The organism is Celeribacter marinus, from assembly GCF_001308265.1.
Taxonomy (GTDB): Bacteria; Pseudomonadota; Alphaproteobacteria; order Rhodobacterales; family Rhodobacteraceae; genus Celeribacter; species Celeribacter marinus.
The window spans coordinates 351,136-373,429 of the sequence record NZ_CP012023.1; the positions used below are offsets into that span (position 1 = coordinate 351,136).

Annotated in this window: 21 protein-coding genes, 2 tRNA genes, 1 other RNA gene and 2 pseudogenes; 15 read left to right on the top strand and 11 right to left on the bottom strand. The window is 55.5% G+C overall.

Features of this window, described 5'->3' with window-relative positions:
* The first annotated feature begins 21 nt into the window (after positions 1-21).
* The 5 genes from ssrA to IMCC12053_RS01735 all read left to right on the top strand — a co-directional run bounded on the left by ssrA (position 22) and on the right by IMCC12053_RS01735 (position 3,147).
* Positions 22-396: a transfer-messenger RNA gene (gene ssrA, locus IMCC12053_RS01715) on the top strand.
* A gap of 121 nt (positions 397-517) precedes the next feature.
* Complete coding sequence (locus IMCC12053_RS01720; protein ID WP_062215113.1) at positions 518-1,033, top strand: SspB family protein; 516 nt, start codon at positions 518-520, stop codon at positions 1,031-1,033.
* A 182-nt stretch (positions 1,034-1,215) separates the two neighbouring features.
* Positions 1,216-2,610, top strand: coding sequence for a class II fumarate hydratase (gene fumC / locus IMCC12053_RS01725; RefSeq protein WP_062215116.1), 1,395 nt, complete (start codon positions 1,216-1,218; stop codon positions 2,608-2,610).
* Between the two features lie 118 nt (positions 2,611-2,728).
* A complete protein-coding gene (locus IMCC12053_RS01730; RefSeq protein WP_062215119.1) occupies positions 2,729-2,917 on the top strand; it encodes a DUF4169 family protein in 189 nt (62 codons plus the stop codon).
* Positions 2,914-3,147, top strand: a complete 234-nt coding sequence (locus tag IMCC12053_RS01735; protein ID WP_062215122.1) for a ribbon-helix-helix domain-containing protein — start codon at positions 2,914-2,916, stop codon at positions 3,145-3,147. The genes IMCC12053_RS01730 and IMCC12053_RS01735 overlap by 4 nt, the downstream gene beginning before the upstream one ends.
* Here IMCC12053_RS01735 and IMCC12053_RS01740 read toward each other — a convergent pair.
* Genes IMCC12053_RS01740 through cysS form a run of 3 tightly spaced genes read right to left on the bottom strand, consistent with a single transcriptional unit; the run spans position 3,120 to position 6,933 of the window.
* Positions 3,120-3,899: a squalene/phytoene synthase family protein gene (locus IMCC12053_RS01740; protein WP_062215125.1), complete on the bottom strand. Its 780-nt coding sequence runs from the start codon at positions 3,897-3,899 to the stop codon at positions 3,120-3,122. The genes IMCC12053_RS01735 and IMCC12053_RS01740 overlap by 28 nt on opposite strands.
* Entirely contained in the window at positions 3,896-5,530 is a 1,635-nt protein-coding gene (gene cimA / locus IMCC12053_RS01745) for a citramalate synthase (protein ID WP_062215128.1), read from the bottom strand. The genes IMCC12053_RS01740 and cimA overlap by 4 nt, the downstream gene beginning before the upstream one ends.
* Entirely contained in the window at positions 5,527-6,933 is a 1,407-nt protein-coding gene (gene cysS / locus IMCC12053_RS01750) for a cysteine--tRNA ligase (protein ID WP_062215131.1), read from the bottom strand. The genes cimA and cysS overlap by 4 nt, the downstream gene beginning before the upstream one ends.
* Positions 6,934-7,128: 195 nt before the next feature.
* Here cysS and mazG point away from each other — a divergent pair, with 195 nt between their 5' ends.
* From mazG to IMCC12053_RS01765, 3 genes are all read left to right on the top strand, one after another.
* Positions 7,129-7,959, top strand: coding sequence for a nucleoside triphosphate pyrophosphohydrolase (gene mazG / locus IMCC12053_RS01755; RefSeq protein ID WP_062220745.1), 831 nt, complete (start codon positions 7,129-7,131; stop codon positions 7,957-7,959).
* Between the two features lie 96 nt (positions 7,960-8,055).
* The gene (locus tag IMCC12053_RS01760; RefSeq protein ID WP_062215134.1) at positions 8,056-9,069 is read left to right on the top strand and encodes a Fe(3+) ABC transporter substrate-binding protein; all 1,014 of its coding nucleotides are present in this window, start codon (positions 8,056-8,058) and stop codon (positions 9,067-9,069) included.
* A gap of 355 nt (positions 9,070-9,424) precedes the next feature.
* On the top strand, positions 9,425-9,904 hold the full coding sequence (locus tag IMCC12053_RS01765; protein WP_062215137.1) for a GNAT family N-acetyltransferase: 480 nt from the start codon (positions 9,425-9,427) through the stop codon (positions 9,902-9,904).
* An 80-nt stretch (positions 9,905-9,984) separates the two neighbouring features.
* Here the strand turns inward: IMCC12053_RS01765 and rnd are convergent, their stop codons facing one another.
* The 3 genes from rnd to purM form a co-directional block, all read right to left on the bottom strand.
* The gene (rnd, locus tag IMCC12053_RS01770; RefSeq protein ID WP_062215139.1) at positions 9,985-11,142 is read right to left on the bottom strand and encodes a ribonuclease D; all 1,158 of its coding nucleotides are present in this window, start codon (positions 11,140-11,142) and stop codon (positions 9,985-9,987) included.
* Between the two features lie 110 nt (positions 11,143-11,252).
* A complete protein-coding gene (gene purN, locus IMCC12053_RS01775) occupies positions 11,253-11,843 on the bottom strand; it encodes a phosphoribosylglycinamide formyltransferase (protein ID WP_074906217.1) in 591 nt (196 codons plus the stop codon).
* Positions 11,840-12,886, bottom strand: coding sequence for a phosphoribosylformylglycinamidine cyclo-ligase (gene purM, locus IMCC12053_RS01780; RefSeq protein ID WP_062215143.1), 1,047 nt, complete (start codon positions 12,884-12,886; stop codon positions 11,840-11,842). The genes purN and purM overlap by 4 nt, the downstream gene beginning before the upstream one ends.
* Before the next feature lie 168 nt (positions 12,887-13,054).
* On the opposite strand from purM, the gene IMCC12053_RS01785 reads away from it, so the two are divergent.
* The 3 genes from IMCC12053_RS01785 to IMCC12053_RS01795 all read left to right on the top strand — a co-directional run bounded on the left by IMCC12053_RS01785 (position 13,055) and on the right by IMCC12053_RS01795 (position 15,491).
* Positions 13,055-13,131 (top strand) — tRNA-Ile (locus IMCC12053_RS01785).
* A gap of 160 nt (positions 13,132-13,291) precedes the next feature.
* Entirely contained in the window at positions 13,292-14,458 is a 1,167-nt protein-coding gene (locus tag IMCC12053_RS01790; protein ID WP_062215146.1) for a nucleotide sugar dehydrogenase, read from the top strand.
* 22 nt (positions 14,459-14,480) lie between these two features.
* Positions 14,481-15,491: an NAD-dependent epimerase/dehydratase family protein gene (locus IMCC12053_RS01795; RefSeq protein WP_062215149.1), complete on the top strand. Its 1,011-nt coding sequence runs from the start codon at positions 14,481-14,483 to the stop codon at positions 15,489-15,491.
* A gap of 32 nt (positions 15,492-15,523) precedes the next feature.
* Here the strand turns inward: IMCC12053_RS01795 and IMCC12053_RS01800 are convergent, their stop codons facing one another.
* Positions 15,524-16,900, bottom strand: coding sequence for an ATP-binding protein (locus IMCC12053_RS01800; RefSeq protein WP_062215151.1), 1,377 nt, complete (start codon positions 16,898-16,900; stop codon positions 15,524-15,526).
* A gap of 44 nt (positions 16,901-16,944) precedes the next feature.
* Here IMCC12053_RS01800 and IMCC12053_RS01805 point away from each other — a divergent pair, with 44 nt between their 5' ends.
* Positions 16,945-17,862, top strand: a complete 918-nt coding sequence (locus IMCC12053_RS01805; protein WP_062215154.1) for an MBL fold metallo-hydrolase — start codon at positions 16,945-16,947, stop codon at positions 17,860-17,862.
* 58 nt (positions 17,863-17,920) lie between these two features.
* A tRNA-Asn gene (locus IMCC12053_RS01810) sits at positions 17,921-17,995 on the top strand.
* Positions 17,996-18,249: 254 nt separating this feature from the next.
* On the opposite strand, the gene IMCC12053_RS16050 is transcribed toward IMCC12053_RS01810, so the two are convergent.
* Positions 18,250-18,486, bottom strand: a complete 237-nt coding sequence (locus tag IMCC12053_RS16050) for a hypothetical protein (RefSeq protein WP_236852499.1) — start codon at positions 18,484-18,486, stop codon at positions 18,250-18,252.
* 45 nt (positions 18,487-18,531) lie between these two features.
* Here IMCC12053_RS16050 and IMCC12053_RS01815 point away from each other — a divergent pair, with 45 nt between their 5' ends.
* Positions 18,532-19,809, top strand: coding sequence for a site-specific integrase (locus tag IMCC12053_RS01815; protein ID WP_236852501.1), 1,278 nt, complete (start codon positions 18,532-18,534; stop codon positions 19,807-19,809).
* Positions 19,810-19,945: 136 nt separating this feature from the next.
* Here the strand turns inward: IMCC12053_RS01815 and IMCC12053_RS16260 are convergent.
* The 3 genes and pseudogenes from IMCC12053_RS16260 to IMCC12053_RS15545 all read right to left on the bottom strand — a co-directional run.
* Positions 19,946-20,209: pseudogene (locus IMCC12053_RS16260) on the bottom strand (ATP-binding protein); the annotation flags it as partial.
* On the bottom strand, positions 20,196-20,387 hold the full coding sequence (locus IMCC12053_RS16265; protein ID WP_062215168.1) for a P-loop NTPase family protein: 192 nt from the start codon (positions 20,385-20,387) through the stop codon (positions 20,196-20,198). The pseudogene IMCC12053_RS16260 and the gene IMCC12053_RS16265, both read right to left, overlap by 14 nt.
* Positions 20,377-20,771 (bottom strand): annotated as a pseudogene (locus IMCC12053_RS15545) (IS21 family transposase); the annotation flags it as partial. The pseudogene IMCC12053_RS15545 and the gene IMCC12053_RS16265, both read right to left, overlap by 11 nt.
* 31 nt (positions 20,772-20,802) lie before the next feature.
* On the opposite strand from IMCC12053_RS15545, the gene IMCC12053_RS01830 reads away from it, so the two are divergent.
* Complete coding sequence (locus tag IMCC12053_RS01830; protein WP_256209898.1) at positions 20,803-22,293, top strand: type I restriction-modification enzyme R subunit C-terminal domain-containing protein; 1,491 nt, start codon at positions 20,803-20,805, stop codon at positions 22,291-22,293.
* The last annotated feature ends 1 nt before the right edge of the window (position 22,294 follow it).

A 22,294-nucleotide genomic window follows, 5' to 3' on the forward strand; every position in this document is an offset into this window, starting at 1 on the left:
GCCTGACCTGACACCGCAAGAGCCCTTGAACCTGCGCGCACAAACGCCTACATCAGTCGTGTCGGGCTTGCTCGACTATGAACATAAACGCGCATGTAATAAGCGGATCGGACCCGGGGGCGGTACCCGGCGTCTCCACCAATCATTCCCGCATTGGCCCTCATTTGGGGTGAATATGGGGCACATGGGGACGAAATAGGATCGACGGACGTCTAAAGATGTTTGCTTTGTTTCGGTGAGTTACCACCGTTATCGGTACACTAAAGCTAGTTGCAAATGACAACAAAGCTCCAATGGCTCTCGCAGCGTAAGCTGTGCGAAACATTGAAACCTAAGTCCTTAGGTTTAGCGACTTAAGGCGGGGTTCGCAGGTACCTGGCAACAGAAACCTGCACTTTTCCCTCCCTCAGTGTGACCCACAATTCATGCGAACACGCGTGTCAGGCGGCTATCCCCTTTCCTTCACTTTCGAATCCCGTATGGTATGGGTGTTAAGGTTTTAAAAGGGCGACAAGATATGGCTAAAAGCATCGATTACGGCAATCTGATGCACGACGCGATGCGTGGGCTGATCCGCAAAGTACTTGACGGGATCAAGCCCAACGGATTGCCCGGCGATCACCATTTTTTCATTACCTTCGACACGATGCACCCCGATGTTGAATTGGCGGATTGGCTGTCGGATCGCTATCCCGAGGAAATGACCGTTGTTATTCAACATTGGTTCGACAACCTCGACGTCACCGATGACGGCTTTTCCATCACGCTCAATTTTGGCGACAATCCCGAACCACTCTACATTCCATATGATTCCATTCGCACGTTCGTGGATCCGTCCGTCGAGTTTGGTCTGCGGTTCGAGACCCAAGAGGTCGACGCGGATGAAATGGACGACGATGACGAGGCCTTGCACCCCACTGCCCCACAGGCGGATGTCTCGACGCTAAAAACCACCAGCGCCGATGCTACGGACAAAGGCCCCAAGCCATCGAAAGCGGCTGAAATCGTGTCCCTCGACAAGTTTCGCAAGTAAGCAAGAGATGTATTGCGGCGCGCGATGACGCGCCGCACGCTCCCAAATCAGGCCCATTCCCGAAACAAGCGGTAGTTTAGCGCAAACACACGGCGTGTATGCGCTCGTATACATTGCGTTGATCCTGATGACGGGCTATAGAAATTCCGACGAATTTGGCACCATCAAGGGAGAGAGCCCCGATGACAAACACCCGTACAGAAACCGACAGTTTTGGCCCACTTGAGGTTCCCGCAGACAAATATTGGGGCGCACAGACGCAGCGCTCGATCCTGAATTTCCCGATTGGATGGGAAAAACAGCCCGTGCCGATCATTCGCGCCCTTGGTGTGGTCAAAAAAGCCTGTGCAATGGCCAACAAGACCCTTGGCACGATGGAGCCCGAGATTGCCGATGCCATCATCGCGGCGGCTGGCGAAGTGATCGACGGCAAGTTCGACGACAACTTCCCGCTGGTAGTTTGGCAGACGGGATCAGGTACCCAGTCGAACATGAACGCCAACGAAGTGATTTCAAACCGCGCGATTGAAATGCTCGGTGGTGTGATGGCGTCGAAATCGCCCGTCCACCCCAACGATCATTGCAACATGGGCCAGTCGTCCAACGACACGTTCCCGACCGCGATGCACGTAGGTATCGGCATGCAAGCCCGCGATGTGTTTATCCCCGGTCTGACAAAATTGGCCGAAGCGTTGGAGGCGAAATCCGAAAAGTTCAAGGATATCATCAAGATCGGCCGCACCCACACGCAAGATGCAACACCTTTGACCCTTGGCCAAGAGTTCGGCGGATATGCCCACCAAGTGCGCAAGGGCATCGCGCGCGTTGAGGCCTGTCTCGGTGATATTTACGAATTGGCACAGGGCGGCACCGCGGTTGGCACGGGGCTAAACACGCAAAAAGGCTGGGCGGAAATGGTTGCGGCCAACATGGCCGAAATCACCGATCTGCCGTTCGTAACCGCGCCGAACAAGTTCGAAGCCCTTGCCGCACATGACGCGATGGTGATGTTCTCGGGTGCGCTCAACACGGTTGCTGCGTCCTTGTTCAAGATCGCCAACGACATCCGCCTGCTCGGTTCCGGCCCGCGTTGTGGCCTTGGAGAATTGAACTTGCCAGAAAACGAGCCGGGCTCGTCGATTATGCCCGGCAAAGTGAACCCGACACAGGCCGAAGCGCTGACCATGGTGTGCGCCCACGTCATGGGCAACAACGCCGCCGTTGGCATCGCAGGTAGCCAAGGTCATTTCGAGCTGAACGTTTACAACCCGATGATGTCCTATAACGTGTTGCAATCTATGCAGCTTTTGGGTGATAGCGCCTCAGCGTTCACGGATAACATGGTTGTAGGCATTGAGGCCAACGAGGCACGTATTGAGAAATTGTTGCATGAATCCTTGATGCTCGTCACAGCACTTGCGCCTACCATCGGCTACGACAACGCGACCAAAGTCGCGAAAACCGCGCATAAAAACGGCACCACTCTGAAACAAGAAGCCATCGCTCTTGGCTTTGTCGATGAGGCCACGTTCGACGCGGTTGTGCGTCCTGAACAGATGATTGGTCCAAAAGACTAAACGAGCGCGCATAAATGAGAGACGGGCGGCCTTTGGGTCGCCCTTTTTCGTTTGCCGCACGTCTTTATCGATTTTGAGTCTTTACGGCTCAAAGGCGCGCGTGGTATCAAATTACCCCATGAGCAAGGACAATATCATAAACCTCAATCAGGCGCGCAAGTCAAAGTCGCACCTTAAGAGGCGCGCGCAAGCAAATGAAAATGCTATAAAATTTGGCCGCACCAAGGCGCAAAAACGCATCGAAGACCTTGATGCCGCGCGGGCGGCTGCGGCGCTAGAGGGTAAGAAACGTCAGGATGACGAATGACTACGCGTCCCGTCAAACGCTCCCTCACCTTGCGCGGCCACCGCACGTCTGTCTCGCTCGAAGATCCGTTCTGGCGCGCCTTTCGAGATATTGCACATCGCGAGGACAAGCCCATCAACGTCTTGGCCGCACAGATTGACGAAACACGCGGTGTCGATGCGGGCCTTGCGTCAGCCATCCGTATCTACGTCCTTGAGTATTATCAGAAAACTGCCCAATTCGAGAGCTGAGACACCCCCGCGAGACGCAAAGAGGCCTTAACCGGTCCCTGCCCCAAACGCCCCTCAATCACCGCCACCGGATCTTTGGCCGCTTGACGCAAGAGCGGTAGGTGCATCATCGCGTCAAGCATCGGCGCGCGGGCCGATTTGCTCACCCCTTTGAGGTTTTGCGCGCCCCACCGTGCCTTTTGCACCGTCTCTTTGGCCAAGGCAGCAACGGCGTCCGCGCGTCCATCCAAAAGCGGCGTGCGCCCGTGCTCCTGCAACGCAGGAATCGCCGCAAAATACCGCCCCAATGCCCCCGCAAACCCCAATCTATTCAACGCTTTGCCATGTGTTTCTTCAGCGCCAAGCAGGCGGGCTGCCACATGCATCGGGATCACATATGTGGCGTGCAAATAGCGGTGCAACGCTGCCTCATTCTCATGCGGATCGCTATAGATGTCCCACTGACGCGCCGTGACAGACGCGTCAAGCGCCAGTGCGGCTGCATGATCCAAAACACCCGCCAAGGGGGCCGCAACCTCATGGGCGCGCGGCGCTTTGTTCTCTTGGATTTCACTTAGAACATCGCGCCAGAACTGAAGCCGCATCTCTGCAATCATACTCTCTTTTGTCACCCATGGCGCTTTGGCCACTTCGAGACAAAAGGCATGGATGGGAAACAACACCGCACGGGCCGCGACAGGTGCGGCCATCGTGGTGCGAAACCGCATGATGTCCGCCGCCTCGACCAATTGCGCACATGCATTTATGCTCATTGTGACACCAAGGGCGTGGCACCATCGCGCACTAGCTTCCAGATAATCGCATCAAGCAGCGCCTCAAAAGAGGCATCAATAATGTTCGACGACACGCCCACGGTCGACCAACGCCGCCCCTGTCCGTCTTCGTGGTCGATGATCACACGCGTTTTCGCGGCCGTGCCACCTTGGGTGATGCGCACCTTGTAATCCACCAAATCAATATCATCGATCAGGGCCTGATAGGGACCGAGATCTTTCATCAGGGCGCGGGCCAATGCGTTCACGGGTCCGGCGTCCTTGCCCTCCGCATCAAGGCTATCGGAGACCGCGAGCATCTTCTGCTCACCGATTTTGGTCACCACAACGGCCTCGGACAAAGACACCATTTTGTTGCGCTTGTTCTTGCGCCGCTCGACCGTGACGCGGTAGCGCTTTATCTCGAAAAAGGATGGCAACAGACCCAACTCGCGGCGTGCTTCCAACTCGAACGAGGCCTGTGCACTATCATAGGCGTAGCCCTCGCTTTCGCGGTCTTTGATACGGTCGAGAATGCGCGAAAGATCGGTCTTGTCGGACACCTCCAACCCCATCTCGGACAGGCGTCTGCGCAAATTGCTTTGCCCTGCTTGGTTCGACATCGGCACAATGCGCGCGTTGCCAACCGTTTCGGGCGCAATATGTTCATAGGTGGTCGGATCTTTGAGAATGGCAGAGGCATGCAGCCCCGCCTTATGGGCAAAGGCCGATGCTCCGACATAGGGCGCAGAGCGCAGCGGCACACGGTTCAAAATGTCGTCCAACGTGCGCGATGTTTTCACCAACCCCGCCAACGCGTCATGGGTCACCCCCGTTTGCAAGGTCGAGCAATAGGGCTCTTTGAGCAAAAAGGTCGGGATCAAACTGGTCAGATTGGCATTGCCGCACCGCTCGCCCAACCCATTCAATGTGCCTTGGACGTGGCGCGCACCGGCATTGACGGCGGCCAAAGTGTTTGCGACCGCGTTGCCCGTGTCATCATGTGTATGGATGCCAAGCCGGTCGCCGGTGATGCCGCTATCAATCACCGCGCGGGTGATCTGTGCGACCTCATCGGGGAGCGTTCCGCCATTGGTGTCACACAACACGATCCAGCGCGCCCCCGCATCATATGCGGCGTGCAGGCATTTGAGCGCGTACTCAGGATTGGACTTGTAGCCGTCAAAGAAGTGTTCGGCGTCAAATAGCGCCTCGCGCCCCTGTTCAACCACATATTCAATGGAGCGCGCGATGTTTTCGAGGTTCTCGTCAAGCGTGAATCCAAGCGCCGTGGTGACGTGAAAATCATGGGTTTTGCCGACCAGACATACGGCCTTGGTCTTTGCGTTGAGCACGCCTGCCAGCACATCGTCGTTGGCCGCAGAGCGCCCTGCCCGTTTGGTCATCCCGAAGGCCAAAAAGGTCGCGTTGACCTTTGGCGGGGCGTCAAAAAACTCGGTGTCGGTGGGATTGGCACCGGGCCAACCGCCCTCGATATAATCCATCCCAAGTGCGTCGAGCGCATGGGCAATCTGGTGTTTTTCTTGGGTGGAAAACTGCACGCCTTGGGTCTGTTGGCCGTCGCGTAATGTGGTGTCAAACAGGTAGAGGCGTTGTTTTTGGGTGCTCATAACAGCCCCTCCAGTTTTGACGCGTCAAAGGTGGGGCCAGCGTCCAATTCCACGCCGGTTTTCGACATGCGAACCTCAACGCCCGCGTCCAAAAGCGCGGTTTTGAGCGCATCGACGGGGCCGAAGTCTTTGGTCTCCATGGCTGTGGCGCGCAGGGTGGCGAGGCGGTCGGCGTAGGCGGATAGGTCAAACCCTGCGTCGTCGGCTTCGGACGGTGTCGTCAACAAGCCGAGCAATTGCGCAGAGGCTAACATCGCCCCCTTTTCATAAAAACAGTCCTTTTGCGGGTTTGCTGCAATGTCCTTTGCCATTTTATGCAGTAGGGTAATGGCCCCAGCGGTGTTCAAATCATCCGCGACCAACTCTACAACGGCTTGGTCCGCGCCCGTTGGCTCAGCTCCGTCCAAAAGTTTACGCCACGATTTCAACGTGGCCTCTGCCTGCGCCGCCTTCTCTGCGGTCCAGTCCATCGGCTTGCGGTAGTGCGTGCTCAAGAACACGAAGCGGATCACTTCGCCCGCAACGCCCTGATCCAACAAATCGCGCACGGTAAAGAAATTGCCAAGCGACTTGGACATTTTCTTGCCTTCGACCTGTAGCATTTCATTGTGGAGCCAGACATTGGCAAACCCGTCCCCATCGTCGGCGTGACCCGAGGCGCAGCAGCTTTGCGCGATCTCGTTTTCGTGGTGCGGGAACATCAAATCGTTGCCGCCGCCGTGAATATCAAAATGGTCGCCAAGCAAGTCCTTGGCCATGGCCGAGCATTCGATGTGCCATCCCGGACGCCCAACACCCCACGGGCTATCCCATCCCGGTTGATCACCAACAGACGGTTTCCAAAGCACAAAATCCATCGGGTCGCGTTTGTAATCGGCCACTTCGACGCGTGCGCCCGCGATCATATCATCGGTGGAGCGCCCCGACAGAGCGCCGTATTTGGCGTAGCTGTCGACCGAGAACAACACATGACCCGCGCCATCGCTATAGGCGTGACCCTTGGCAATCAGTTCCTCGATCATCGCAATCATCTGGGGGATATACCGTGTTGCGCGTGGCATTTGGTCGGGATCAAGCGCGCCCACGGCCCGCATGTCGTCCAGATACCATTGGATGGTCTCATCGGTGATCTCGTTGATGGTGCGCCCACTGGCCGCCGCGCGTGCGTTGATCTTGTCGTCCACATCGGTGAAGTTGCGCACATATGTGACGTGATCGGCCCCGTAGATTTCGCGCAACAAACGGTAGAGCACATCAAACACAATCACGGGCCGCGCATTGCCGATGTGGGCGCGATCATAGACCGTTGGCCCACACACATACATGCGAACATTCGTGTCATCTATCGGCACAAAGACGTCCTTTTTGCGGGTCTTTGTATTTGTCAGTTTGATCTCGGTCATCAGCGTGCAGGCCTCTTTATCGGGTGTCCCCGCGGGCTTATCAGCTTCATCTGTTAGAGAAAAGAGACCGGACCCGCGTAACGTGTGTTAGCGGATAATGCAGCGGATAATAATGGTGCATGTCATAGTCATGACGCGACCTTAGCGCGCGTTTTGCCGCTTGCAAACCCCTTTGTCCGCCGCCACCTTAGTCAGATGACAGACGCACCCAAAGACCCGATCCACGCCGTCCCCGAGGGGATCACGCAACTCTTGGACATCATGCGCCGCTTGCGTGACCCAAAGGGCGGGTGCCCGTGGGATATCGAACAGGATTTTGCGACCATTTCGCCCTACACGATTGAAGAAGCCTATGAGGTCGATGATGCAATTGCGCGCGGCGACATGGAGGATTTGAAATCGGAACTCGGCGATTTGCTGTTTCAATCTGTGTTTCAGGCGCAAATTGCGGCGGACAAGGGTCTGTTTGATTTCCACGATGTGGCCAAATCCATCTCGGCCAAAATGATTTCGCGTCATCCGCATGTGTTCGGGGACGAGAGCAATCAAAAATCCCCCGAGCAACAAACACGTGATTGGGAGCGCGAGAAAGCAACCGAGCGCACACGGCGCGGAGAGATCCGCGTCCTTGACGGGGTTGCCATGGGATTACCTGCCTTGATGCGCGCTCAAAAACTGCAAAAGCGTGCCGCGCGAGTCGGATTCGATTGGCCGGATGCATCGCATGTCCTCGATAAAATTCGCGAGGAAGCCGCAGAACTCGAGGAAGCACGCGACACTTTGAGCCAAGCGGAGGTGTTTGAGGAGTTCGGTGATTTGCTCTTTGTTATGGTCAATCTGGGGCGCCATTTGGGCGTCGATGCCGAGGAAGCGCTACGGGCAACGAATGCCAAATTTATACGCCGTTTCAATTCGGTAGAGGACCGTCTTGCCGCCATCGGCAAGGCTCCGAGTGATAGTAATCTGGCCGAGATGGACGCGCTTTGGAATGATGCCAAAGCCTGCGACAAGCAGGGCAAATTGTAGCCCAAAGCCGCAACCCATTTTAATCCTGATTTTTTTAGTCACCTATTGACCAAGCGTTTTTGTCGGAATAAAAGCGCCTCAACCAAGGAGGCAATTATGCACATTCGTAAAACAGTTCTCGCCACAACCACGGCCCTGATCGCCCTGCCCGTCTTGCCTGCAGTGGCAGATGTAAACGTCTATTCCTACCGCCAGCCGGAATTGATCGCACCGCTCACCGATGCGTTCACCGCACAAACAGGTATCGCCGTAAACGTGGCCTTTCTCGAAAAGGGTATGGTTGAGCGGCTCAAGGCAGAGGGCGACCGCTCCCCCGCCGATGTCATTCTAACGGTTGATATTTCACGTTTGGCCGAGGCCGTTGAGGCGGGAGTGACGCAACCGTTGGTGACGCAGACGCTGACGGAAAATGTCCCCGCTGAGTTTCACGATCCAGACGGCAATTGGTGGGGTCTGACCACCCGTGCGCGCATCGTATACGCCTCGCGCGACCGCGTGGCCGAGGGCGATGTGACAACCTACGAAGGACTCGCAGACCCCAAATGGCAGGGCCGCATTTGCACGCGGTCCGGCACGCACACCTATATGATCGGCCTAACCTCCGCCTATCTCGCGCACCACGGCGAAGAGGCCACAAAGACATGGCTTGAGGGTGTGAAATCGAACCTTGCGCGCAAACCACAGGGCAACGACCGCGCTCAAGTCAAAGCAATCTGGGCAGGCGAATGCGATATTTCGCTCGGTAACACCTACTACATGGGCGAAATGTTGGCAGACCCCGAGCAAAAGGAATGGGCGGACAGTGTACGCCTTGATTTCCCTGTGTTCGAGAATGGCGGCACGCACGTCAATATCTCCGGCGTGGCGCTCACAAAGGCCTCCAAAAACCGTGATGAAGCCGTACAATTCATTGAATATCTGACATCGCCCGAGGCCCAAGAGGTCTACGCCAGCGCTAATTCAGAATACCCGATTGCGCCCGGCTCTACGGCCTCCGATCTGGTTTCAAGTTGGGGCGCGTTTACCTCTGACTCGATCAACCTGATGGAGATCGCAGCCCACCGCGCGGACGCGTTGCGCCTCACCGAAGAGGTCGATTACGACGGCTAAACGCTGCATAGCCCTAAAACTTTGCGTCTTGTGCAAGCGAAATTAGCCCCCGCCCTGACGTAAGTTGGTGCGGGAGTTTTGTTTTAAAACAGACTATTATACGTAGCTCTTAATGCAACTTAACGCCCATAGGTCGTACGAAATTCCACCTCTTCTGCGTAAAATGTTATTTTGTGAATTGACATAGACCCGCCGGTTCGGCACGTTCGCCGCATGAAACACAACATGATCATGACTGCGTATTATTGGACCGACCTCATATAGAGAGCGGCCTATCGTCATGGAAAAATGAAAGGTCGCCGCAGGGCGGCTTTTTTGTTTTTCAAACTCCCTGTGGCGCACATAGGAGAGTACAATGAACACCCAGATCCGACATAAACCGTCCACCATAACCATTCGCCCTGCCCTTTGGGCCGATAAGTCCAGATTACTTGCGATGATTGGCGATCTGTCGCGCCATCATGGCGAAGCGGCGACACTGGATTTGCCCGCTTTGGTGCATCTGCTTAAGGCGGATATGCCGTGGTTGAAGCTGCTTGTGGCGGAGCAAGATGGCCAATTGGTGGGGTACGCGGGTGTCACGGGCGGGATGCGCCTTCAGTTTGGTGAACGCGTGATGGACCTGCATCATCTGTTTGTCGACGAGGCGCACCGTGGCCGTGGGATCGGTCGTGCGCTGATCAATGCGTCTCACGATCTGGCGCGAACATTGGGATGTGGCCGCATAACAGTCGGCACAATGACCACGAATATCGCCGCGCAAAAGGCCTATGTCGCGTGTGGATTTGTACCCGTGCCAATGACGGGAAAGCGGTTTTCAATGGCCGTGGCCTAAAGGGATCGCACAACAGTGAGCCATAAAAAAGCGGCGGAGCTCCTCCCTCTCCGCCGCTTCAGATGTGGTTGCAAGCTCGATTAGAGCGCGATCACATCAACCTTTTGACCCTTAACCGCGAGGCCAATTTTGCCCTCACACAAGAGTAACGCATCATCGCCAAACACCTCAAGTCGCCAGCCCCGAAGGGCCGTGACATCGCGCTCGCCCGCAGCAATACGGTCAAGGTCGGAGGCCGAGGCAATCATTTTAGCCGCTACGTTGTAATTGTCTGACTTTGCTTTCAAAAGGACGCGTAGCATGTCGGCCAGTGCGGGATTGACCTGCAACTTTTCGTTGCTACGATCCGCAATCGGCATATCGCCGGCACCGTATTTAGCGGCGGCCGCAATCGCTGCAAAAATACCGTCAGCGATATCGCCACGGCGTGCTTCGCGTAGCAACAAACGCGAGCGCGACAGGTCTTCGGGCGTTTGCGGCTTGGTCGAGGCCAGCTCCAACATCGCATCATCTTTGTACACACGGCTGCGCGGGATATCGCGCGATTGCGCGTAGGATTCACGAAACGCGGCCAACTCTTTTACCGCGGCCAGAAACTTGCCGGAATTGGTGCGGGTTTTTACCCGTTTCCACGCCTCATCTGGATGCACCACATAGGTGGACGGCGAGGTCAGAATTTCTTCTTCCTCTTCCACCCATTTCTGGCGGCCTGTGCGTTTAATCTCTTTGTCGAGGTATTCGTAAATCACCCGCAAATGCGTCACGTCAGCCAAGGCGTAGGTTTCTTGGGCGGACGTCAACGGGCGGCGCGACCAATCGGTGAACCGCGAGGTTTTATCAAGGCTCTCTTTGGCAATTTTGCGCACAAGGGTCTCATAGCCCACCTGTTCGCCAAACCCGCATACCATCGCGGCCACTTGCGTGTCGAACAATGGCTTTGGGATAACCTGCCCTTGGATATAGAAAATTTCGAGATCCTGACGTGCGGCGTGGAACACTTTGACCACGCTTTCGTCTTTGAACAGCTCGTAAAGTGGCGCAAGGTCAATGCCATTGGCCAGTGGATCGACCAAAACAGCGTCTTCTTCGGCATCCCCGGGGACAGCAAGTTGAACGAGGCAAAGTTTGGAATAATACGTCCGTTCACGCAAAAATTCGGTGTCTACGGTGACGTAATCATGCGCCTTGGCGCGGTCGCAGAAAGCTTGCAAGCCTTCGGTCGTTTTAACTGTGATCATTCTAATATCTTTTTGCTGCGCTACGGGGTCATCCCGCGTATCGTTGAAATGTTCTACGCAGGTTCACCACAAAAGGAAAGCATGTTGCCCCTTCGTGACGCCTGCGCCAATTATAGATCAACGCGCGCACGATCTCCGTCGATAAAGCGGCGCAACGTTGCGGGGTAGATCAAGTGCTCTTTGGGCAAGACCCGTGCCGCCAAATCATCGGCGGTGTCGCCCGCCAACACAGGCACGCGGGCTTGGGTCAAGATCGGCCCACCGTCCAGTTCCGCCGTCACTTCGTGGACACTACAGCCTGCTTCGGCATCCCCCGCCTCAATAGCACGGGCATGGGTGTGCAGACCTTTGTATTTGGGCAACAGCGAGGGATGGATATTGAGCATACGGCCCGCATAATGCGTGATAAAGGCGGGCGTCAGGATGCGCATGAACCCTGCAAGAGCGATGTAATCGGGCGCATGGGCATCTATCGCCGCCATCACAGCCGCGTCAAACGCCTCACGGTCGCCTTTGTAGTCTTTATGGTTCACCACCGCTGTGGGGATCCCCATGGCCGCTGCTTTGGCCAGTCCACCCGCATCTGGCACATTTGAAAGCACCAGACAGGGGCGCGCGGGATGATCACCCGTCATGGATTGGGCGAGCGTCACCATGTTGGAGCCGCTCCCCGAGATCAGGATCGCCACGCGTTTGGTCAAACCAGTGCGCCCTCATAGGTCACGCCGCCGCCTGTTGTCACGGTGCCGAGCGTGTAAACCGTCTCGCCCTCACCCTCCAACAGCGTTTTGAGCGCATCCGCGTGTGCGGCGTCTGCAACAACGATCATGCCGATGCCGGAGTTAAAGGTCTTGAGCAACTCGTGCTGTGACAACTGCGCCGTCTCGGACAGCCATTTAAACACTGGCGGCAAGGTCCATGCAGTCAGATCGATATCGGCACCTAGGCCCTCGGGCAGCACGCGGGGAAGGTTTTCGGTAAGACCACCGCCCGTAATGTGCGCCAGCGCATGCACGCCACCCGAACGGATCGCGGAAAGAACGGATTTCACATACAAACGCGTCGGTTTGAGCAGCTCGTTGCCAAGGGTGTCATCGGAGAACGGCGCAATATCGCTCCATTTAAATCCCGAGAGATCAACGGTCTTGCGCACAAGCGAATAGCCGTTGGAATGCACCCCGTCAGACGCGAGGCCTAGCAACACATCGCCCGCTTTCACACCGGACGGTAGATCGCTGCCGCGCTCCATTGCGCCCACGGCAAAGCCCGCGAGGTCGAAATCGCCGTCTTCGTACATGCCCGGCATTTCCGCCGTCTCGCCGCCGATCAGCGCACAACCCGATAGCTCACAGCCCTTGGCGATGCCTTCGATGATCGAGGCGGCATTGTCGAGTTTGAGTTTACCCGTGGCGAAATAATCGAGAAAGAACAACGGCTCGGCACCCTGACACACCAGATCGTTGACGCACATGGCGACCAGATCGATGCCAACGGTTGCAACGTTGTCTGTGTCAATCGCGATGCGCAATTTGGTGCCAACACCATCCGTGGCCGCCACGAGGATCGGATCGTTATAACCCGCGCCTTTGAGGTCGAACATCGCGCCAAAGCCGCCAAGGCCTGACATGACACCAGAACGTGCTGTTTTCTTGGCTGCGGGCTTTATCCGCTCGACAAGTGCATTGCCCGCGTCGATATCGACACCCGCATCAGCGTACGTGAGACCTTTTTTACCCTGTGCCATAGCGCGCGACTCCTTGGTATGGGTTGATTTTCCGCCCAGATACGACACCTGTCCCTTAAAGGAAAGACCAGCGTGACCTAAGGGCGCACTTTTGCGCGCAATTTGGATCTGAATTGCGCCTTGCCCCTCTTGACCCCGCCGCGCCCTCACCATAATCAGGGCGCAGGCGGGCCTGTAGCTCAACTGGTTAGAGCAGAGCGCTCATAACGCTTTGGTTGCGGGTTCAAGTCCTGCCGGGCCTACCAACTTTCCGCCCTCTGTGAGTTGTCATCATCGTGGCGTTCATGGTCATACGGTGACAAAAAGTCAGTGTGCCTGATTTTTACGGCAACACGCATTGCACCCATTGGCACATATCCCTTAAGTTCACCGCATATATATGTGCCATAGAGTGTGAATATTGATATGAAAATCGCCGTTGCAGGTATCGGGTATGTCGGCATGTCGAATGCCGTCCTTTTGGCTCAGCACAATACGGTTGTTGCCGTCGATGTGAGCGCCGAGCGTGTGGCGTTGGTGAATGCGCGACAAAGCCCGATCATTGACGCCGAATTGGAAGAGTTTCTTGCCCATAAAGATTTGGATCTCACCGCAACCACGGACGCCGCCACCGCCTACACGGGTGCGGATTTTGTGATTGTGGCCACGCCAACCAATTATGACGCGCAATCGAATTATTTTGACACCTCATCCGTCGAGGCCGTTGTGGAGGCCGTAATGGCTGTTAATTCCACGGCTGCCATCGTCATCAAATCGACAATTCCCGTGGGCTTTATCGATGATATTCGTGCGCGAACTGGATCGAGCAATATTTTGTTTTCGCCCGAATTTTTACGCGAAGGGCGCGCGCTTTACGACAACTTGCATCCCTCGCGCATCATTGTGGGTGAGCGCTCGGATCGTGCGGGTGTGTTCGCCAACCTGCTGTTGGCGGGGGCGATCAAACAAGACGTGGAGGTGTTGTTCACGGACTCTCGCGAAGCCGAAGCGATCAAGCTTTTTGCAAACACGTATCTCGCCATGCGGGTGGCGTTTTTCAACGAATTGGACAGCTACGCGATGGCTGCGGGCATGGATAGCCGACAGGTCATCGAGGGCGTGGGGTTGGACCCACGCATCGGATCTCACTATAACAATCCATCGTTTGGCTATGGCGGCTATTGCCTGCCCAAAGACACCAAGCAACTTTTGGCCAACTATTCCGAGGTACCGCAAAACCTGATCCGCGCAATTGTCGATGCCAACCGCACCCGCAAGGATTTCTTGTCCGATCAGATCATCGCGAAACGTCCAAAGGTCGTGGGCGTCTACCGCCTCGTGATGAAGGCAGGCAGCGACAATTTCAGACAATCCTCTATCCAAGGCATCATGAAACGGATCAAGGCCAAGGGCGTTGAAGTCATCGTTTACGAACCGGTGATGGAGGAGGAGGAGTTTTTTAATTCTCGCGTGATCCGAGATCTCGATGCGTTTAAAGCCGAGGCAGATTTGATCATTGCCAACCGCATCACCGACGATATTGCGGACGTGGTCGACAAGGTATTTACACGCGATCTGTTCGGTGCGGACTAAAGATTTATTTAAGGACGTTGATATGCCCACAGCACTCGTGACCGGCGCGGCCGGATTTATTGGCTCATTTGTTTGCCGCAAACTGCTCGACGAAGGGTGGCGTGTGATCGGTGTGGATTGCATGTCCGATTACTATGACGTGACCTTAAAAGAGCGCCGTGAGGCTATGCTCATGCAGTCTGAGAACTACCGCTCGGTGCACGATATGGTTGAGACCCCCGGTTTGCTCATGTCCTTGTTTGACGCGGAAAAACCCGATGTGGTCATCCATCTCGCCGCTCAGGCGGGCGTGCGCTATTCCATCGAAAACCCGCGTGCATATCTCGAGAGTAACATTGTCGGTACGTTCGAATTGCTAGAGGCGGCCCGCGCCCATCCGCCCAAACATATGCTGCTCGCCTCGACCTCCTCAGCGTACGGTGCCAACGAGGATATGCCGTATTGCGAGACGGACAAAGCCGATCATCAAATGTCGTTCTATGCGGCCACCAAAAAATCGACCGAAAACATGGCGCATTCTTATGCGCATCTGTTCGGACTGCCTGTCACCATGTTCCGGTTTTTTACGGTCTATGGCCCGTGGGGACGCCCCGACATGGCGCTGTTCAAATTCACCAAAGCCATCCTCGAAGACACACCTATCGATGTCTACAACCACGGCGATATGAAACGCGATTTCACCTATGTCGAGGATTTGGTGCACGCCATTCGTCTCTTGATCGATGCGGCGCCTGTGCGCCCTGAGGGGGGTGATGTGCCCGTGGGCGATAGCCTTTCGCCTGTGGCCCCGTTTCGTGTTGTCAACATTGGCAACTCAAATGCCGTTCAACTCACGGATTTCATTGCCGCAATCGAGACAGCAACAGGCAAGACCGCGATGCGCAATCTGATGCCCATGCAAGCGGGAGATGTGCCTGCAACATGGGCGGATGCCTCTTTACTCAACACCCTCACCGGCTATGCGCCACAGACCGATGTCAAAGACGGGGTGGCGTCCTTTGTCGATTGGTACCGCGATTACTACCAGATTTAAGTCTGGTCGTCGTTTTACGTCTGGTGGTTGCCTCAGGACGGGCGGCGGTCCGCACTGGTTTCGCTCGTCTTAGGCCCGCGCGGCAACACGATATCCGCGCGCAAGCCGCCATGGGTCGCACTTTCGCTCAGCCTTAGAGACCCACCGTGGCGCCGCGCGATATCAACGGCAATCGATAGGCCAAGGCCAACGCCAGAGCCGTTGTTTTGATTGCGGGCACTGTCCAGTCGCACGAATGGGTGCAAGGCGCGTTCGCGGTCTGCCTCCGCAATACCCGCCCCATCATCCTCAACGCTCAAAACCACCGATCTGTCGAGCGCATGACACGACACATAGGCGTGCGTGGCGTAGCGCATCGCATTGCCGATCAAGTTGTCGAGCGCGCGCGCCACGGCATCGGGGCGCGCCGAGATCAACACATCCCCCACGGGCATATCGGCGAACGTCACATCACCCCCTGCCCGTTTGGCCCGCGCCACAGCCGCCTCAACCAATGCCCCAAGGTCCACGGGCGCAGTTTCTTCGGCAGCATCGGCGCGCGCAAAGGCCAAGAACGCGTCAAGTAACCGCTCCATCTCCGACATATCATCCTTGAGCGCGTCGATGTCCTCTTGTGGGACGCCTTCGGCCTCTAACAGCGACACCGTCAACCGCATCCGTGTCAGCGGCGTGCGCAAATCATGCGATACCCCTGACAACATCAAGGTACGCTGATCAATTTGCCGCTCAATCCGTGCACGCATGCTCAAAAACGCCGCCCCCGCCGAGCGCACTTCGGTGGCTCCGCTCAACCTGTAGGGCAGCGTTTCACCGCGTCCGAACGCATCCGCCACCCGCGCCAACTGTTTGATCGGGCGCATTTGGTTGCGTAAAAATATGATGGAAATCGCCGTCATCACAAGCCCCGTGAAAAACGTCAGGACGATCAACTGGTGGGGATTGCTGGCGGACGCCCGCCGCCGGTTGACCTCAAGGTGCAAACGCCCCGCATCGGTCATGTATGAAAACGCAAAGCTGCTATTTCCATGGACAAAATTCACCCCGTCCAACGTGGGGAATGTCGCCGCTAAGACCCGCTCGATGGTGCGTCCCGAAATGTCGTACCACGGCCGGTAGGCCTCAACGGCCACCGCATCAGGGCCAAAGGTCGACACGATGTTCAACCGTGCATCCAGATCCGCCATAACGGACGCCGCATCACGCGGCTCCAACCCCTCAACCGCCACTTCGTAGAGGGCCACCTCGGCCACAACCCCCGTCATCAGCTGCTCTGTGATGTCATCGAAATAACGTTTCGAGAACGCGACAAGAACGACCATTTGCAGCACCACAATGGGCACCAGAATGATCAAAGCCGCGCGCCCATAGATGCCGCGTGGTGAAAACGTTTTGAGCCAAGTAAACAACATGGCTATTGGTAGCCTTGTCATAGGGCAAAGGGAAAGGCCAAATCATGCGCGACAGACCACAAGTGATCACAGCGTTGGGCCACGGTGTTGTGCGCATCCTCGCCCCCAACCCCTCCCCCATGACCCATTGGGGCACGAATTGCTATCTGTTGGGCACAGGTGCCGAGCGCATTTTGATCGACGCGGGACCGCGTGACCCCGCCCACCATGATGCCGTTTTGTCGGCACTTCCCAAAGGGGCGCGCATTGCCGCCATTGCCATAACGCACGCCCATCTTGATCATAGTGCGGGGGCAAAGGATTTGGCCCACGCCACGGGCGCACCTGTTTACGCCTTCGGGACCGCCGATGCGGGACGCTCACGCGTGATGGCGCACCTCGCCAAGCGGGAATTGGCGCAGGGTGGCGAAGGCGTGGATGCGGCGTTTACACCCGATATCATCGTGGAAGATGGCGAGACGATCCGCGTGGACGGTGCGCAGGTCACCGCCCTGCATGCGCCCGGACATATGGGCAATCACCTTGCCTTTGTATGGGGGGAGACCTGTTTTACCGGCGATCTCGTGATGGGATGGTCCTCGTCGCTCATTTCACCACCCGATGGAGACGCGTGCGCGTACCGCGACAGTTGCAATCGCCTTTTGGAATTCGGGTTTGCGCGGTTTTTACCGGGTCACGGCGCGCCAATTGATGCGCCCGCTGAGCGGATTACGGAACTGTTGGCGCACCGCGCACACCGCGAGGCACAAATCCTTGCACAATTGACCTTAGGTCCGCGTGATCTCACGGCCCTTACCGCAGCGATCTACACCGACCTCCCCGCACAGGCCCTCCCCTACGCCGCCCGCAACACGTTTGCCCACCTCATTGATTTGGTTGAGCAAAAGAAGGTTGCGTGCACACCAACGCTCTGGGAAACTGCCCTATTCACACACCAAATACCCGAGACGAAAAGTTTTTGACCTTTTGTCATAAAACCCCCTTGCAGGCTCCGAAACCCATAGTTATACAGCCCTCAATTCCGGCGTAGCTCAGCGGTAGAGCAGTTGACTGTTAATCAATTGGCCGTAGGTTCGATCCCTACCGCCGGAGCCAACTTCCTCATAAGCACTTGAAATGCAAGACCTTATGAGGAATTTGGACTATAACTGCGGCACCGCAGTGTTCCACCACCTCAGACAAAGTGTTCCATCCGTTTATTGATGAACGGAACGATTATGAACGCACAACCTCACCTGTCCAAACGTGGCGATGTCTATCAATGGCGGCGCAAAACGCGGAGGTTTTCCACAGAAATCATCGATATCAAGCTCTCTCTTGGGACGACAGATCGCACACAGGCACATATCTTAGCTCGGAAAGTAAGCGCTGAGAGTGATCTGATCATGGAACAAATCGTTGTAAACCGTATCACGCCCGAACATGGACGGGCCTTTCTGACCGCCGTGATCCACAAGGAACGCGCCAAGATCGAGCAACTGCAAATGTTGGCACGTATTGATAGCCTCGATCCAGCCGATGATGCGCGACATGATGATGCAATGGCGGAGGCGTGGGATCGGATTGCGAGCAGTGGGCTGAACCACGCCCTTGCCCCTGAAACTTCTGATCTCGTCAGAGAAACCACGGAGTTGATCCGCAAAGATCTGGCCAGCATCGCCCGCAGAAAAGCCATCACCAGCGCTTATCAAGAACAAACGAACCATAACAACCTGTCAGCCCTGGAATACGTTCAGGTTCTAGACATCTATGTGTCTGGCAAGGCCAAGGCATGGGTTGGCGGCGAAGAAATGGACCCGGTCGCCCAACCGGTCCAACCTGAAACGCCTGCCCCTTGTCCGGATCTGCCGTCACCCAAAATCATCGATGTGATTAACCGTATGAACGCCATCAAACGTATTGAAGGCATTGAAGAAAAGACCCTTCGCCAATACCAAAGCTTTGCGGCGCTGTTTGCTATGTTGTCAGGAACTGATGACATTACCAAAATCCGACAACCGGATGTAAAAGCCTTCCGCGCTGACCTCTCGATGATGCCTAAAAGCTGGGGCAAGAGCCCGAAGGATCGAACTGCAACGCGCGATGAGGTTATGGCCAAAGCCGCCAGCCTGCCCCTCGACAAGATTGGGCTTTCTGTCGGAACCATCAATCGCCACCTAGAACACCTCAACCAAATCGCTGATTGGGCGCGGGATGAAGGTTTGTCAGTTGATCCCAACCTCAATCCCGCCAAGTTGCGCAAAAAAGAAACTGTCCGCGCCCGTGATAAACGCGCTGCGTTTTCTGTTGCGCAGCTTCAGGCGATTTTCCAAAATCCCGTCTGGACCGGTTCAAAGTCGGAGTACCACCAGACAAAGCCCGGACAAGACATCTTCCAAAACGGCGTCTACTGGTGCCCCCTGATCGGTGCATACACAGGGGCGCGGCGCGAAGAAATCGCGGGGCTTGCCCCATCCGACATCGTCAAAGTTGAGGGGATTTGGTGCTTCTCCATTGTGGACTCCGAACTACGCCGCATCAAGAACCTATCATCGCGCCGCATGATCCCAATCCACTCACATCTGATTGAATTGGGGTTTCTTGATCATGGCTTGAAAGCACAAAATAACAATCAAAACAGCCTCTTCCCAGAGTTATATGAAGTAGGAAACGACGCCTATGGCCGCAAAGTTGGTCGCCGTATGCGCCAAATCATCGATCAAGAACTTCGGGAACATGGCGCAAAACTGTCCTTCCACAGCCTACGCCACTACGCGCAAAATCAATTGGATCACGCTGGTGTGGACGACAAAATTGTTCGAGATATCATTGGTCACGAAGGCAAGGATATCCACGACAAGGTGTACCGCAAATCTGCGCCACTTCCTGCTCTGTCACAGGCAATCGCGCGCCTCCCCAAGGTTGCCTAAATCTGCGTGATGAATGGAAAGATTGGGCGAATTCCGTTGAAAAACTCTTCTTGATTTGAGGGTTGTTGAATGTCACTTAAAACTGACCCGGTATTGTCACCGAGATTTGACCCGCTCAGTCGTTATGCTTTGTTCGTCATGATGTGATCAATACTGGTGTCTCCTTCCGTTTCTTTTTCGCTATCTCGGAGCTGGCTTTGAAGCGATAGCTGTCGTTGCCAGTCTCAAGGATATGGCAGCGGTGGGTGAGCCGGTCGAGCAAGGCCGTGGTCATCTTTGCGTCAACGAAGACCGCCGCCCATTCGCTGAAGCTCAGGTTGGTGGTGATGGTGACGCTGGTCCGCTCGTAGAGTTTGCTTAGCAGATGGATGAGCAGCGTGCCGCCTTCATATGATAGGGGTTGAACGCACCTCTCGTTCGGCCATTTCAGCCTTGAGCAGTTGCGAGAGCATTGGGGTGGCTGCGTCGAATGCAGGTGCTCCCTGTTCGATCAGGTCGCCCACAGCCTGTGCAATTCCAGGCAACTTCAAGCTGCGCAGCATGATGACAATGGCAGCACCAGCAGGATCATGACGCATGACGCGTACCTCCTTGCCGCAGCCCATCGTTGCGGCTGACATTGGCCTCAGGTTCCTAACTCAAAGAGAGCGCGGAAGGCGGCGTTACGTCGGGCTGATCAGTTGGCTTTCCATCTACCAGCCGATGAAGCAGGTTCAGCACATGGGTCTTGGTCGGCACGCCGGCTTCCAGCGCCATTTCCACAGCGCAGAGCAAGGCCTGTTCGTCATGCTGCAAAACCAAGGACAGGATTCGACCATTTCCCGATCACCACCCGGCCTGCGCAGCATTAGGCTCTGAAGCTTGCGGAACGCCTCTGGAATCTCAACAAATGGCGCTCCGTTACGCAGTGCGCCCGGTTTGCGCTGCACGACGGCCAGATAATGGCGCAACGGCATTAAGGTCGACGGTGGTGATCGTCTTGGCAAGACCATCATCTTTGCTAAAAACAGTAAACATGCCCAGTTTATTGTTGATCGATTTAATGCCAACTACCCCCACCACAAAGGGGAATTCGCCAAACTAATTGATTATAGTGTGACCTACACGCAATCGCTCATCGATGACTTTTCTGAAAAAGATAAAGCACCGCACATCGCGGCTTCCGTCGACATGCTCGACACAGGTATCGATGTTCCCGAAGTTGTGAACCTCGTCTTCTTCAAAGTCGTGCGTTCAAAAACAAAATTCTGGCAGATGGTTGGCCGTGGGACCCGATTGTGCCCTGATCTGTTTGGTCCAGATGAAGATAAAGACGAATTCGTCATCTTCGATTTTTGCCAAAACTTGGAATTTTTCAATGAAAACCCAAACTTCACAGACGGTGTTGGAAGCAAACCTATCAGTGAGCGCCTTTTCACGACACGGGTCGAGTTGATCGATGCGGCCCAAGAAGATGATAATCCCCACGAAGATCTGGTGCGCTCCATCAAGCAACGACTTCAAGATGAAGTGGCTGGAATGCCTCTTGATAACTTCATCGTCCGAGCAAAGCGGCGCAGCGTCGAGCGGTTCCAAAAGCCCGACAGCTGGTCAGATTTAACGTTGGAAGCGCGCATGGCGTTGACAGACGATGTTGCAGGCCTCCCAAGTGCTTTTGAAGATGGCGCCCTACCCGCAAAACAGTTCGATCTTCTTTGCTTGAATAGCCAGCTGCGGCTGCTTCAAAACGATGGCGGTTTTAGTGTCCTACAACAACGCATCATCCGCTTCGCTTCTGCTCTAGAAGAGCTCGAAAACGTGCCCTTGGTTGCAAAAGAGCTTGAGCTAATCTTGGACCTTCAGTCAGACGCTTTCTGGGAGGCCGTCACGGTTGAGAGTCTGGAAAGCGTACGCAAACGCCTTCGTGGTTTGGCCGAACTCATAAAGCCTAAAGAACGGAAAATAGTCATAACAGACTTCATTGATGAAATAGATGAAGGCACAAACATCGTCATGCCCGATATCGGCAGTGGCGTGGACAAGGCCCGCTTCAAAATGAAAGTGCGCAAATTTGTTGAAGCACATCGCGACCACATCACGTTGAACAAAGTTAAGTTTGGACAGCAACTGACAAAGCAAGATTTGGATGAACTTTCAGCGATCCTTGTAAGCGAGGGGGTTACTGACCAAAAGACATTGAAGAATTTAGATGATAACGGTGGCTTAGGGCCCTTCTTAAGGTCACTAATCGGCCTAGACCGCGCCGCCGCGAAAGATGCCTTTGGCGGATTTACGACACTCCATCGCCTTAGCGCAGATCAAACTGAATTCCTTGACCTTATTATCGACAGCTTAACGGAAGGCGGCATTGTAGAACCCGCCGCGTTCTATGAAAGCCCGTTCACAGACATAGACGACCAAGGGATTGCAGGCGTCTTCAGTCGCGAGCAGGCAAAAACAATCGTTGCGATCGTCAGAACATTGAATGAATCCGCGGCAGCGTAAT